The sequence below is a fragment of the Pseudomonas sp. genome (assembly GCF_035497915.1).
In the GTDB taxonomy this organism is placed as follows: domain Bacteria; phylum Pseudomonadota; class Gammaproteobacteria; order Pseudomonadales; family Pseudomonadaceae; genus Serpens.
Map to the genome: position 1 here is coordinate 55,191 of NZ_DATJCS010000054.1, position 13,340 is coordinate 68,530.

Below are 13,340 nucleotides of genomic sequence, written 5' to 3' on the forward strand. Positions count from 1 at the left end.
CGGATGCGTGGGGGACACGCCATGAAGATTCGCGAACTGATCGGGCACTGGGAGCAGAACGCCCGGGGCCAGCTGACCCGCGAGACCTACGCCCTGCACCTGGATCTGGAGTCGGCGGCGCGCCTGAGCGCGCTGGCCGAGATGTACCCCAAGCGCAGCGTGGAGGTATTGCTGGGCGAGCTGGTGGCAGCCGCCCTGGAGGAACTGGAAACCAGTCTGCCCTACGTCAAGGGCAGCAAGGTGGTGGCGGTCGACGAGCAGGGCGATCCGCTCTACGAGGACATCGGCCCCACACCGCGCTTCCTGGCCCTGTCCCGCCAGTATCTGCAGCGTCTCAACGAGGGGCGGAAGCCCCACTGAGAACGCTTACTCGTTGATGACCTGCGGGGTTTCCTGGCCCATGCAGCGCACCGCTCGCTTGCGGTTGTCGACCAGCACGCCGGTGAGACCCTTCTGCTTGGTGTCGAACAGCACCAGCACGCCATCGATGCACTGGGCGACCTGATCCGCCGGTTTCAAGGACAGCCGATAGTCTTCCCCGGGCACGGTCTTGAGCATGGTGAACTCGGCCAGCAGCAGCGCATCCGTCGGCTTGGCGATGTGCACGTAGCCGTAATAGCTGAGCACCGCGACGGTACCCACCACGGAACCCACGGCGGTGAGGATGTAGGGAATGAGGTTGCGCTCGGCCATGCTCGTATCCGGATTCAGCGAAAAAGGGAGGCAAGCTTATAGGCCCGGGGGCGGAGCGGGAAGCCCGCACCCCCCTGGCCGGCGTAAAGCCGGCCCTACAGGGCTGGTCACTATCCGACAGTTCCGGGATTTAACCCGTGGGGCCGGGTTTATCCCGGCCGGGTGAGGAGCGACGCGGCAGGTGAAGGATTCGGCGCCGCCGGCCGGCGTAAAGCCGGCCCTACAGGGTTGGTCACTATCCGACAGCTCCGGGATCTAACCCGTAGGGCCGGGTTTATCCCGGCCGGATGAGGATCGACGCGGCAGGTGCAGGATGCGGCCCCGTCGGCCGGCGCAAAGCCGGCCCTACAGGGGCCCGCCGTCTACAGGATATTCGCGTAATCCGCCTCGACCCGGTCCAGGCTCAGGTGGTTGAGGAAGTTGGAGAAGCACATCCAGGCCGACAGCGCATTCATGTCACGAAACTGCGCCGGCAGGTACTTTGGTGGCGCCACCAGCCCCTCTTCCACCAGCTGGCGCAGGGTGCGCATGTCTTCCAGGGTGGTCTTGCCGCAGAACAGCAGCGGAATCTGCTCCAGCTTGCCCTGGCGCACCGCCAGCTGGATGTAGTTGTAGATGAGGATGAAACCCTTCAGGTACGACAGGTCCTTGGTGAACGGCAGGCCGTCCGGCGCCGAGCCGCGGAACACCCGGCTGGCGTTGCCGTAGCTCTCGTCCTCCCCATAGCCCTGGGCCAGGAAGAAGCGGTAGACGTCGATGAAATCGGCGCCCTCCTCGGCCATGTGGATGGCCCGGGTACGGTTGGTCAGCTTGCGCAGGCGCGACGGGTAGGAGGCGAAGGCAATCACCTCCATGAGGATCGCCAGGCCTTCCTGGGTCACCGTGGAGGTCGGCGGACCCTTGGCCAGGAAGGTGCAGATCGGCTGGCTGAGGCCGTTCAGGGTGGTGCCCACGTGCACCAGTCCTTCGTGCACTTCCAGTGCCTGCAGGTCGCGCTCGTTGAACATCGCGTCACTGCGGATCTTGATGTAGTCGGCGCCGGCCGCCGCGTCGGCGACGATGCCGTCGGACTCGAACACCCGCACCACACCCTCGCCCCCGTCCTCACCGAACACCCGATCCAAGCGCCACTGGAGGATCTCCACCGCCTGGGCGGCGTTGAGGGTCTTGGGCTCGTCGGCCAAGTCGCCGCGGCTGGCGATGTTGTTCAGGTAGTCGGAGAGCATCAGCCCCAGGTCGGCCAGGGTCGGGTCGCCGGCGTGGAAGGCGTCCGAGGCCGCGCCGTAGAGCTCCTGGGAAATCAGCCCAAAGTCGCTGGTCCCGCGTGCCTCGAGCATGCGGATGACCATGCGGTACTCGCGGCACATGCGGCGCATGATCTGCCCGACCGGGCTGAACTGGCCGAGCTGACGGGTGATGTCCCGCTCGATCTCCTGGAACTCGCGCTTCTTGGCCTCGGCGTCGAAGGCCAGCGGCCGGGTGTGGTAGTAGCTGCGGTCCACCTCCGGCAGGCGCTGGCCGCCAGAAGCCAGGAACGCCTGGCGGATCGAGTCGTCCCACTTCACCGCATCGAGGATGCGGATCGGCACCTGCGCCTCGACGAGACGGTCGGAGAGGTCACGCACCCTCTGCTGATAGGGATCCAGCGGCATACCACCTCACTGCTCGGCGCGCTGCAGGCGCGCCACTTCGATGAAGACATCGGCGTTGGCCGGGTCGTCCAGGTAGGTGAAGACCTCGGCCAGCGCCGAGCGGATCAGCACGCCCTCGCCTTCGGCGGTGTCCACCGCCTCGCCGGCCAGCCGGCCGGACTCGATTTCCCGCAGCAGGCGCGTCACGTCCAGGTTGAACAGCACCAGCTCGCCGCCACGGGTCAGCTCGAAGCCGAGGATGGCGAAATTGCCGCCCAGCCGGCGCGGCAACCCGGCCGACAGGTACCAGCGTCGGCCGTGGCGGGCCACGGTGAAACCGTATTCTTCAGCGCTGTCGAGATCGTCCGGATCCCCTTCGCTGCGCACGGCACGGTATTGATGGTTGCCCACCCGACTGATGCGCAGGAACACGTCCTCGCCCCAGTCATCCTCGCCCTGCCAGGTGCCAAGCAGCGGAATGGGCGCCGCCTCGCTGGCCGGCAACGGTTCGCGAAAGGTCGCCAGGCAACCGCCCAGCAGCAGCACGGATGCAATCACCAGCGCATGCCAGATGCGCATGCCTTCTCTCCTTGTCGAAACGACCCTGAACCAAGCGTAGGGGCAGATCTTCCGCCCAGCCGCAAGCGGCGTCAAACGCCTACAAAAAACCGCCCGAAGGCGGTTTCTTGTAGGCGGCGATCAGTTCTGCGGACGCATGTGCGGGAACAGGATCACGTCGCGGATCGACGGTGAGTTGGTCAGCAGCATCACCAGGCGGTCGATGCCGATGCCTTCGCCGGCGGTGGGCGGCATGCCGTATTCCAGGGCGCGCACGAAGTCGGCGTCGAAGTGCATGGCCTCGTCGTCGCCGGCGTCCTTGTCCTTGACCTGCTGCATGAAGCGCTCGGCTTGGTCTTCGGCGTCATTGAGCTCTGAGTAGGCGTTGGCGATCTCGCGGCCGCCGATGAACAGCTCGAAGCGGTCGGTGACGCTGGGATCGTCATCGGAGCGACGCGCCAGCGGCGACACTTCGAACGGATAGCGGGTGATGAAGGTCGGCTGTTCCAGCTTGTGCTCGACCAGCTCCTCGAAAATCATCGTCTGCAGCTTGCCCAGACCCTCGAAGCCCTTTACATCGGCGCCGGCCTTCTTGGCGATGGCGCGGCACTTGTCGAGGTCCTGCAGATCCTCGGCGGAGATTTCCGGGTTGTACTTGAGGATCGAGTCGAACACCGACAGGCGTGCGAACGGCTCGCCGAAATGGAACACCTTGTCGCCGTACGGCACGTCGGTGCTGCCGAGCACCGCGAGGGCCAGCTCGCGGAACAGCTCCTCGGTGAGGTCCATGTTGTCCTCGTAGTCCGCGTACGCGTGGTAGAACTCGAGCATGGTGAACTCGGGGTTGTGGCGCGTGGACACACCCTCGTTACGGAAGTTGCGGTTGATCTCGAAGACCTTCTCGAAGCCGCCAACCACCAGGCGCTTGAGATACAGCTCCGGCGCGATGCGCAGGAACATCGGCAGGTCCAGCGCGTTGTGGTGGGTTTCGAACGGCTTGGCCGCCGCGCCGCCCGGAATCACCTGCAGCATCGGGGTTTCCACTTCGAGGAAGCCGCGCTCGGCGAGGAACTTGCGGATGTGGGCGATGACCTGGGAGCGCACGCGGAAGGTCTGGCGAGTTTCCTCATTGACGATCAGGTCGACATAACGCTGACGATAGCGCTGCTCGGTGTCGGTCAGGCCGTGGTGCTTGTCCGGCAGCGGACGCAGCGACTTGGTCAGCAGGCGCACCTTCTCCATGTGCACGAACAGGTCGCCCTTGTTGGAGCGTTGCACGGTGCCCTCGGCGCCGATGATGTCGCCCAGGTCCCAGGTCTTGATCTCGGCCAGAGTCTCTTCCGGCAGGGTCTTGCGATCCACGTACACCTGGATGCGCGCGCTGGTGTCCTGGATGACCATGAAGGCGCCGCGGTTGAGCATGACGCGCCCCGCCACCTTGACCGGGATGCGCTCCGCTTCCAACTCTTCCCGGGTCTTGTCCGCGTAGTTCTGCAGGATGTCGCCAGCCAGGCAGTCGCGGCGGAAGTCGTTGGGGAAGACATTGCCCTTGGCGCGCTCGGCGGCAAGTTTTTCCTTGCGCTGGGCGATCAGGCGGTTTTCTTCCTCGTGCAGGGCGTGCGGGTTCAGCGGTTGTTCGCTCATGGTGTCTGTGTTTCCCGTCAGGGCGCGGCGCCGTGCCGCGTCATCGCTGGGTGCGCGGGCGCACCGGGTTGTTTCGTCTGCACGAAGGCAGGCATTCGAATCGGGGCGCGCCGTATGCACGCCCCGGTGGATGGGGGCTTACAGGCCCTGTTTCAGGCTGGCCTCGATGAACTCGTCCAGATCGCCGTCGAGCACCGCGTCGCAGTTGCTCTCTTCGACGCCGGTCCGCAGGTCCTTGATGCGCGACTGGTCGAGCACGTAGGAGCGGATCTGGTGACCCCAGCCGATATCCGACTTGGTGTCTTCCAGCGCCTGGGAGGCCTCGCGGCGCTTCTGCATCTCCAGCTCGTACAACTTGGCGCGCAGCATCTTGAAGGCGCGGTCCTTGTTGGCGTGCTGGGAGCGTTCGTTCTGGCAGCTCACCACGGTATTGGTCGGCAGGTGGGTGATGCGCACCGCAGAGTCGGTGGTGTTCACGTGCTGGCCACCGGCGCCCGAGGAGCGGTAGGTGTCGATGCGCAGGTCCGCCGGGTTGATCTCGATCTCGATGTTGTCGTCGATTTCCGGCGAGGCGAACACCGCAGTGAACGAGGTGTGGCGGCGGTTGCCGGAGTCGAACGGACTCTTGCGCACCAGACGGTGCACGCCGATCTCGGTGCGCAGCCAGCCGAAGGCGTATTCGCCGCGCACGTGCACGGTGGCACTCTTGATGCCGGCCACTTCGCCTTCGGTGAGTTCGACGATTTCCGCGTCGAAGCCGTGCTTGGCGGCCCAGCGCAGGTACATGCGCAGCAGCATGTTGGCCCAGTCCTGGGCCTCGGTGCCGCCGGAACCGGCCTGGATGTCCAGGAACGCGTTGCTGGCGTCCATATCGCCGCTGAACATGCGGCGGAACTCCAGTTTTTCCAGGGCTTCGCGCAGACGCGCCAGCTCGGCGACCACATCGTTCACCGCGCCTTCGTCGTCTTCTTCGACGGCCATGTCCAGCAGCTCGCGGGAGTCGGCCAGGCCGCTGCTCAGCTCATCGAGGGTTTCGACGATCTGCGCCAGCGTGGAACGCTCACGACCCAGGCTCTGTGCGTATTCCGGGTTGTTCCAGACGTTCGGATCTTCGAGCTCGCGGTTTACTTCGACCAGGCGATCAGCTTTCTGATCGTAGTCAAAGATACCCCCGAATGGTCTGGGTCCGTTCGGACAGGTCCTTGATGCTGTTCAGGATCGGATTGATTTCCATGGCAGGCGGCACTCGCAGATGAAGCTTCGGAAAAGCCGGCGAGTATACCGCAGCAGGTTGCGGCTGGCAGCACGGGCGTCGCTTCGACGCCGCCCGGGGCCGGGGTCGCAGCGCTGCGGTCGGCCCCATCGGCGTAGCCAGACGGATTGACGGGAAACCTGTGGGGCCGGGTATATCCCGGCCAGCGGGATACGCCCTGCACGCGGAGCTGGACCGCAACTCCGTCGGCCGGCGTCAAGCCGGCCCCACAGCGGGGCCCCACGCTAGCGGATCGGCGTATCCCGCTGCGCCGCCCGCACGTACTGTGCTGGCCAGGGCACCGAGGTATCGCCCAGGTAGCCGGCGGCATGCAGCGGCCAGTAGGGATCGCGCAGCAGCTCGCGGGCCAGCAGGATCAGGTCGGCCTGGCCGGTGCGCAGCACGTGTTCGGCCTGCACCGCTTCGGTGATCAACCCCACGGCGCCAGTGGCGATACCCGCTTCGCGGCGGATGCGCTCGGCGAACTGCGTCTGGTAGCCGGGGCCGATGGGGATTTCCGCGTTCGCCGAGGTGCCGCCGGAGGACACATCGATCAGGTCCACGCCCAGCGCCTTGAGCCGGCAGGCCAGCTCCACCGTCTCGTCCGGGTTCCAGCCATCGTCCACCCAGTCGGTGGCCGACAGGCGCACCAGCAGCGGCAGTTCCGCGGGCCAGACCCGACGCACCGCCTCGCTCACCTGCAGCAGCAGGCGGATGCGATTCTCGAAGGAGCCGCCGTAGTCATCCTCACGGCGATTGGAGAGTGGCGAGAGAAACTGGTGCAGCAGGTAGCCGTGCGCAGCATGCACTTCGGCGACCTTGAAGCCGGCGGCCCGCGCCCGCTCGGCGCCTTCAACGAAGGCACGCACCACCTCGGCGATGCCGGCCTCGTCCAGCTCGGCGGGCACCGCATGCTCGGGATCGAAGGCCAGCGGCGACGGGCCGACCGGCACCCAGCCGCCCTCGTTCAGGGGCACGCTGCCGCGCTTGCCGCGCCAGGGCTGCCAGGTGCTGGCCTTGCGCCCGGCATGGGCCAGCTGGATGCCGGCCAGCGCGCCCTGGGACGCAATGAACGCGGTGATACGCCGCAGCGGCTCGATGTGCGCATCGCTCCAGATGCCCAGGTCATGGGGACTGATGCGCCCCTCGGGCAGCACCGCCGTGGCTTCGAAGATCACCAGGCCGGCGCCGCCGACGGCCCGGCTGCCCAGATGCACCAGGTGCCAGTCGGTGGCCAGGCCATCCTCGGCGGCCGAGTACTGGCACATGGGCGACACCACGATCCGGTTGGGCAGGGTCAGTTGACGCAGGGTCAGGGGCTGGAACAGCAACGACATGACGAATCTCCCGGGCAGTTTCCCACCAGTAAAGACCTCCTGCGACAGCCTGAAGCAGGCAAACCGCTATAAAGCCGGCCCAGCGGTCAGCCGATAACCCTTATGGTCAGCATGGGAAACCCGGCCGCCGCGTGCGCGGACGGCGAATCCAGCGGCCCACTACAACAACGAAACACAAGGGAAGGTGCCCCATGCTTCGCCTGTTCGCCGATCTGAAATTCCGCTGGAAAATCGCCCTCCCCATCCTTGTCCTGTCCGTGCTGCTGATGCTCATGGGCCTGCTGGCCATGCGCAGCATCGAGCAACTGGTGCAATCCAGCACCCAACTGATCGGCCGATCGCTGCCGGCGGTGAGCCTGCTGCTCAATGCCGACCGCGACCTGTACCAGGCGTTCATCGCCGAACGCAGCCTGCTCGGCGACTTCACCGCAGAGCATGCCCAGGCGCTGCGCGACAGCCACCGCGAGAACCTGGGCCAGGCCCACGAGCGCGTCAATCGCTACGCGACGCTGCAACCCTCCCCCGAAGCCCGCCGCCTGGTGGAGGAATTCAACCAGGGCTTCGCGCGCTGGAAGGCCACTTCGGAACGCGTGCTGGCGATGACTCGGGAATACCCGGCCGGCGCGACCGCGCTGAGCTTCGGCGAAAGCGAGAAGCTGTTCGAGGCGGCCCGCGACGCCATCGACAAGCTCGGCGAGCTGGAAGACGCCACTGCCAAGGCGCTGGGCCAGTCGGCCATCGACCAGGGCATCGCCAACCGCGTGCAACAGGGCGCGCTGGTGGGTATCGGCCTGCTGATCTGCGCCCTGCTCGCCTTCGCCTTCCCGACGCTGGTCACCCGGCCGCTGCAACGCCTGCTGCAGCGGCTTGAGCAGATCGCCGATGGCGACGGCGACCTGCGCGGGCGCGTGGACATCACCTCCCGGGACGAGCTGGGTCAGCTCGGGCGCGCCTTCAACCGTTTCCTCGACAAGCTGCAGCCGATGATCGCCGAGATCGGCTCCCTGGCCGAATCGGTGTCCACCTCGGCCCGCGAGCAGGCGGGGCTGGCGGCGCGCAACGACGAGCTGATCAGCCACGAGTTCGCCGCCGTCGACCAGGTCAGCACCGCCGCCACCGAGATGAGCGCCGCCGTGCATGAAGTGGCGCGCAGCGCCCAGCAGGCCGCCGACACCGCGCGCGAAGCCGACGATCAGTCGCGCCATGGCGCGCAGGTGGTCGGCGCCAGCATCACGGTGATCCGCTCCCTGGCCAGCGACGTGGGCAACGCCGCGCGCACCATCGAGGCCCTGGAGGAGGAAACCGCCAGCATCGGTGCGGTGCTGGAAGTGATTCGCACCATTGCCGAACAGACCAACCTGCTGGCCCTGAACGCCGCCATCGAGGCCGCCCGGGCCGGCGACCAGGGTCGCGGCTTCGCGGTGGTGGCCGACGAGGTGCGCGCCCTGGCGGCGCGCACCCAGGAGTCGACGGTGGACATCCAGGCGCGCATCGAGCGGCTGCAGAGCGGCGTGCAGCAGGCGGTACGCGCCATGGAGAACGGCGGCGCCAAGGCCAGCGACAGCGTGCAGCGGGTGGCGGACGTGGAGCAGGTGCTCGACGGCACCCGCGGCGCGATCCAGCGCATCAACGACATGGCCGCGCAGATCGCCACCGCCTGCGAGGAGCAGAGCAGCGTGACCGAGGAGATCGCCCGCAACATCGACGAGATCCGCACGCTGTCCAACCAGGCCATGCAGATGTCCGAGCAGAGCACCCAGGCCAGCCGCGGCCTGTCGGAGCTGTCCGGCCAGTTGGCCGGGCTGGTGGGGCGTTTCCAGGTCTGACCGCGGCCGACCCGGAACCCTGTAGGGCCGGCTTTACGCCGGCCAGCGGGGTCGAGTTCGGCACTTCGGTGCCGTACCCACCCCGGCCGGGATAAACCCGGCCCCACAAGGCCTGCCTAACGCACGCGGCGGCCTTCAGCCGCCGCCCTCGCGGGGCCAGCCCATCCCATTACAGGGCCGTCAGCGCGGCGCCAGGTGGCTGACCAGCAGTTGCACGCTTTCCTGGCCACGGAATTCGTTGACGTCCAGCTTGTAGGCCAGCTCGACCCAGCGCACCGTCGGGTTGGGCCACTGCTCGCGGTCGATGTTGAAGGCGATGGCATCCAGGCTGCGGCTGCCGCACTCGGTCTTCACCACCAGTTTCAGATGGCGCTCGCCCACCAGGCGCTGCTGCACCACCTCGAACACGCCATGGAACAGCGGCTCGGGGAAATGCTGACCCCAGGGTCCGGCGTGGCGCAGGGCGCGCGCCAATTCCAGGTGGAATTCCTCGGCGCTCAATTGGCCGTCGGACAGCAAGCGGCCAGTGAGGTCCTCGTCGCTGAGCTGACGACGCACCTCGGCATCGAAAGCGGCGGCGAAAGCCCCGAAGTTCGTTGCCGGCAGCGACAGGCCGGCGGCCATGGCGTGGCCGCCGAACTTGCTGATCAGTCCGGGATGGCGGGCCGCCACCGCGTCCAGCGCGTCACGGATGTGGAAACCGGGCACCGAGCGCGCCGAGCCCTTGAGCACGCCGTCGCCGGCATCGGCGAAGGCGATGGTCGGGCGGTGGTAACGCTCCTTGAGGCGCGAGGCGAGGATGCCGATCACGCCCTGGTGCCACTCCGCCTCGAACAGGCACAGGCCGAACGGCAACTGCTCGGCGCTCAGTTCCTTGAGCTGGGCCAGCGCCTCGCGCTGCATGCCCTGCTCGATGGCCTTGCGGTCCTGGTTGAGCTGGTCGAGCTGTACCGCCATGTCGCGGGCCAGGGCCTCGTCCTCGCAGAGCAGACATTCGATGCCCAGGCTCATGTCGTCCAGCCGCCCGGCGGCATTCAGGCGCGGGCCGAGGATGAAGCCCAGATCCGTGGAGGTGATGCGTCCGGCCTGCTTGCCGGCGACTTCGAGAATCGCCTTGAGACCCGGCCGCGCCCGGCCGACGCGGATGCGCGCCAGGCCCTGGTGCACCAGGATGCGGTTGTTGGCGTCCAGCGGCACCACGTCGGCGACGCTGCCCAGCGCCACCAGATCCAGCAGCTCGCCGAGGTTCGGCTCCGCCAGACCGGCGCGGGCGAACCAGCCGATTTCGCGCAGGCGCGCGCGCAGCGCCAGCAGCACGTAGAAGATCACGCCCACCCCGGCCATGGCCTTGCTCGGGAACGGACAGCCCGGCTGGTTGGGGTTGACGATGGCATCGGCTGCCGGCAGCTCGGGCCCGGGCAGGTGGTGATCGGTGACCAGCACCTTGAGCCCCGCCGCCTTGGCCGCCGCCACGCCATCGACGCTGGAGATGCCGTTGTCCACGGTGATCAGCAGGTCCGGCTGGCGCTGCAGGGCCACTGCGACGATTTCCGGGGTCAGGCCGTAGCCGTACTCGAAGCGGTTGGGCACCAGGTAGTCGACATGCGCCACGCCGAGCATGCGCAAGCCCAGCACGCCCACGCAGCTGGCGGTGGCGCCGTCGGCATCGAAGTCGCCGACGATCAGCACCCGCTGGCGCCGTTCCAGCGCCTCCACCAGCAGCGTCACCGCTGCGTCGATGCCGGCCAGTTGCGGGTAGGGAATCAGCCGCGCCAGCCCCTTGTCCAGCTCGGCGGCGCTGCGCACGCCACGGGCGGCGTACAGGCGGGTCAGCAGCGGCGGCAGCTCGCCCAGGTCGGGCAGGGATTCGGGCAACGGGCGGGGTTCGATACGCATGGACAACTCGGATCGCAGGGCAGTCGTAGGGGGGATCGCGCTTTGTCGATCCACCGCGCGGTGGGCGCGGGCTCAGCGTTCGCCGGCCAGCCACTCCAGGGGAATCTCGTGCTGGCCGCGCTCATCGGTGACGAACAGCTCGCCGTCGCTGATCATCACGCTCCAGCTCAGCGAGCGCGGCATATCGCGGGCGAGATTCTCCAGGGCCGCCTGGTTGACCGCCACCACGCTGAGATTCTTCAGGTTGCGCACGCTGTCGAGCACCTTGGTCTGCCAGACCCGCAGGCTGCCATAAGCCACCAGGCTGAAGCGTTCGGCGCGCCGCGAACACCAGGTCATGCGCTCGGCATCCGGCTGGCCGACCTCGATCCAGTGCAGCACACGGTCGTCCAGGCTCTTTTCCCACAGTGCCGGCTCGTCGACATCGGACAGGCCGCGGCCGAAGCCCAACTGCGGGTCGTACCAGAGCGCGTAGGCGATCAGCCGCACCGCCAGGCGCTCCTCGGTTTCCGAGGGGTGGCGGGCGACGGTGAAGCGCAGGTTCTCGTAGACCCCGCGATCCAGGTCGGTGAGGTTGAGTTCGACTTTGTAGGGCGTGGCTTGCAGGGCCATGGAGGCAGTACCGGCTGGGAGCGAAAGGGCGCAAGTCTACCGCGAAAACCGTGGCCCGGCGCGGGCGACAAGTAATGGCAAAATCACATCGCCGGGTTGCCGGATCCCGGCGCACGCGATTATAAGACCGCGCCCCGCTTCTTCTGGATCCAAGGAAAGGTTGTCATGGAAATCTTCTTCTTCCTGCTGTTTCTCGCCATCGTCGTGATGCTGATCTTCGCCCTGACCGGCAACGAACCCTCCGACGGGCGCCTGCAGATCGAGGGCAGTCCCGCACGGATCACCCTGGAGGAGGCCTCGCAGATCAACCGCGTTGCCACCCTGAGCATGCTGGATCCGACCCTGGCTCGCACTCTGGTCACCGACCTCGAGGGCGATGCCTGGCAGGTCGCCCAGAGCAGCCTGTGCACCTCGCTGCTCGACGAGGGGGACCAGGAGGCCCTGCTGCAGCTGCTGGCCAGGCTCGACGAGCACCACCGCGGTGTCGCCCTGCTCAACCTGCTGACCCACCTGATAGACCAGGGGAACGCGTCTCGGGCACTGGAGCTGCTGGCGGCCACTGGTGACGACCTGCCGGCCGAACCCCTGCCGAGAATCGCCCTGCTGCACGCCAGCGGCCGCCTGGCCGAGGCGAGTGCCGCGCTGGCGGAACTGGAGCGGGATACCGACACCCTCGCCCCCCTGCAGCTGCCGAAGCTGGCCAGGGAACAGCGCCGGCTTGCGCAACACGAGGCGGCGCTGAGGTCGCTCGACCTGGCCTGGCGGCGGATGCAGGAAAGCGCTGCCACCCAGGGCTATCTGGGCATCGACGACCTGTTCAGGGAACTGGCCGAACTGGGGGAATTCCAGCGCCTGCAGGAGATTGGCGCGCAACTGCCCGCCGAGCGCCGCTCGCCGGCCATCACCGAGCTGACTGGCGCCGGGCGCTTCGATCAGGCCCTGGCGTTACTCGAGGGTCTGCCGTCATATCAGCGGAACGCTTTCCACGAGCAGGTATTCGCCGCGATGCTGGAGCGCGAGCAACTGCCCAGGGCACTCGAACTGCTGGCGACGGTTGACGACCTCGCGCACAGGGATCTGCTGATGCAACTGGCGCAGTGGCATATCGACCGGGGCACCTTTGCCACCAGCGAGGCGACTGTTCAGGCCCTGGCCCGCAACCCGCACGAACGCATCGATCTCTACCTGTCGCTGGGGGCACTCAACGCCCCCCGGCACCCTGACCTGGCGGCACGACTGCTGGATGATGCCGATCGCTGGGTGTCCGAACTACCCGACGATGAACAGGGCCAGCTGCGCTTCTTCGTGTTCGACGCGCGTCTCACCATCCAGAGCCGGCTACCGGAGCGCGAACGCGTCAGCTATGAGGTTCGCCGTGGCCTGGAACAGATGGAGCGGCTGCTATCGCGCATGGACCGGCACGAAAGGATCGCCAACCTCGAGCGGCTGGCCGGCCTGCTGCAGAAACTCGGACGCCGCGAAGACGCGCTGCGCAAACTGGAACAGGCGCGCGACCTGTTGCGCCACAGCACGGCGCAGGACGACCTGGACGACTTCGACAAGGCCCTGCTGCTGGCGGCCATCGCCAACCGCTATCTGCAGCTGGACCGCCTGGACCTCGCCCGGGCCTGTCGCGCCGACATTCCAGAGGCGGAGGCCGGCTACGACGAGCATGAATGGATCGGCGTGCTGATCAGCCATGGGCACCTTGAGCAGGCCATCCACGACATGCGCTTCATCCATCTGCACGACACCACCCAGCCGCTGGCCCGCCTGCGCACGCGGATCGACGAGCTGGCCGAGCAGGGCCAGGCATTACGGGCACAACTGCTGGATCGGCTGCGCAGTGAGGCGTTCTGGGGTGCGCCCGCCTGATGACGACGGCGGCACG

Annotated in this window: 10 protein-coding genes and 2 pseudogenes; 4 read left to right on the top strand and 8 right to left on the bottom strand. The window is 67.3% G+C overall.

Annotated elements, in window-relative coordinates; genetic code table 11:
* Positions 1-21: 21 nt before the first annotated feature.
* Positions 22-360: a pilin assembly protein gene (locus tag VL129_RS16780; RefSeq protein ID WP_325414754.1), complete on the top strand. Its 339-nt coding sequence runs from the start codon at positions 22-24 to the stop codon at positions 358-360.
* 6 nt (positions 361-366) lie between these two features.
* Here the strand turns inward: VL129_RS16780 and VL129_RS16785 are convergent, their stop codons facing one another.
* The 6 genes from VL129_RS16785 to VL129_RS16810 all read right to left on the bottom strand — a co-directional run bounded on the left by VL129_RS16785 (position 367) and on the right by VL129_RS16810 (position 7,115).
* Entirely contained in the window at positions 367-693 is a 327-nt protein-coding gene (locus VL129_RS16785) for a PA3694 family proteiin (RefSeq protein WP_325414756.1), read from the bottom strand.
* 362 nt (positions 694-1,055) lie between these two features.
* Positions 1,056-2,345 carry a flavohemoglobin expression-modulating QEGLA motif protein gene (locus tag VL129_RS16790; protein ID WP_325414758.1) on the bottom strand — a complete coding sequence of 430 codons (1,290 nt, stop codon included), beginning with the start codon at positions 2,343-2,345 and terminating at the stop codon, positions 1,056-1,058.
* A 6-nt stretch (positions 2,346-2,351) separates the two neighbouring features.
* Positions 2,352-2,903 (bottom strand): hypothetical protein, encoded by a 552-nt coding sequence (locus tag VL129_RS16795; protein ID WP_325414760.1) that lies wholly within the window; start codon positions 2,901-2,903, stop codon positions 2,352-2,354.
* A gap of 120 nt (positions 2,904-3,023) precedes the next feature.
* Positions 3,024-4,526 carry a lysine--tRNA ligase gene (lysS, locus tag VL129_RS16800; protein ID WP_325414762.1) on the bottom strand — a complete coding sequence of 501 codons (1,503 nt, stop codon included), beginning with the start codon at positions 4,524-4,526 and terminating at the stop codon, positions 3,024-3,026.
* 138 nt (positions 4,527-4,664) lie between these two features.
* A protein-coding gene (gene prfB / locus VL129_RS16805) for a peptide chain release factor 2 (protein WP_325414764.1) occupies positions 4,665-5,760 on the bottom strand; the annotation gives its coding sequence in 2 pieces (ribosomal slippage) (positions 4,665-5,687 and positions 5,689-5,760; 1,095 coding nt in all).
* Between the two features lie 263 nt (positions 5,761-6,023).
* Complete coding sequence (locus VL129_RS16810; RefSeq protein ID WP_325414766.1) at positions 6,024-7,115, bottom strand: NADH:flavin oxidoreductase/NADH oxidase; 1,092 nt, start codon at positions 7,113-7,115, stop codon at positions 6,024-6,026.
* 191 nt (positions 7,116-7,306) lie between these two features.
* Between VL129_RS16810 and VL129_RS17250 the strand changes: the two are divergent.
* Together VL129_RS17250 and VL129_RS17255 are read left to right on the top strand one after the other, a co-directional pair.
* Positions 7,307-8,083: pseudogene (locus VL129_RS17250) on the top strand (MCP four helix bundle domain-containing protein); the annotation flags it as partial.
* 339 nt (positions 8,084-8,422) lie between these two features.
* A pseudogene (locus VL129_RS17255) lies at positions 8,423-8,941 on the top strand (methyl-accepting chemotaxis protein); the annotation flags it as partial.
* Positions 8,942-9,121: 180 nt separating this feature from the next.
* On the opposite strand, the gene recJ reads toward VL129_RS17255, so the two are convergent.
* On the bottom strand, positions 9,122-10,837 hold the full coding sequence (gene recJ, locus VL129_RS16820) for a single-stranded-DNA-specific exonuclease RecJ (protein WP_325414770.1): 1,716 nt from the start codon (positions 10,835-10,837) through the stop codon (positions 9,122-9,124).
* Between the two features lie 72 nt (positions 10,838-10,909).
* The gene (locus VL129_RS16825) at positions 10,910-11,449 is read right to left on the bottom strand and encodes a YaeQ family protein (RefSeq protein WP_325414772.1); all 540 of its coding nucleotides are present in this window, start codon (positions 11,447-11,449) and stop codon (positions 10,910-10,912) included.
* A 165-nt stretch (positions 11,450-11,614) separates the two neighbouring features.
* Here VL129_RS16825 and VL129_RS16830 point away from each other — a divergent pair, with 165 nt between their 5' ends.
* On the top strand, positions 11,615-13,324 hold the full coding sequence (locus VL129_RS16830) for a hypothetical protein (protein ID WP_325414774.1): 1,710 nt from the start codon (positions 11,615-11,617) through the stop codon (positions 13,322-13,324).
* The last annotated feature ends 16 nt before the right edge of the window (positions 13,325-13,340 follow it).

Excerpts from the sequence above, each read along its gene's own strand:
- VL129_RS16785 (WP_325414756.1), bottom strand. The coding sequence starts at position 693 with ATGGCCGAGCGCAACCTCATTCCCTACATCCTCACCGCCGTGGGTTCC.
- VL129_RS16780 (WP_325414754.1), top strand. The coding sequence starts at position 22 with ATGAAGATTCGCGAACTGATCGGGCACTGGGAGCAGAACGCCCGGGGC.
- lysS (WP_325414762.1), bottom strand. The coding sequence starts at position 4,526 with ATGAGCGAACAACCGCTGAACCCGCACGCCCTGCACGAGGAAGAAAAC.
- VL129_RS16790 (WP_325414758.1), bottom strand. The coding sequence starts at position 2,345 with ATGCCGCTGGATCCCTATCAGCAGAGGGTGCGTGACCTCTCCGACCGT.
- recJ (WP_325414770.1), bottom strand. The coding sequence starts at position 10,837 with ATGCGTATCGAACCCCGCCCGTTGCCCGAATCCCTGCCCGACCTGGGC.
- VL129_RS16825 (WP_325414772.1), bottom strand. The coding sequence starts at position 11,449 with ATGGCCCTGCAAGCCACGCCCTACAAAGTCGAACTCAACCTCACCGAC.
- VL129_RS16795 (WP_325414760.1), bottom strand. The coding sequence starts at position 2,903 with ATGCGCATCTGGCATGCGCTGGTGATTGCATCCGTGCTGCTGCTGGGC.
- VL129_RS16810 (WP_325414766.1), bottom strand. The coding sequence starts at position 7,115 with ATGTCGTTGCTGTTCCAGCCCCTGACCCTGCGTCAACTGACCCTGCCC.
- VL129_RS16830 (WP_325414774.1), top strand. The coding sequence starts at position 11,615 with ATGGAAATCTTCTTCTTCCTGCTGTTTCTCGCCATCGTCGTGATGCTG.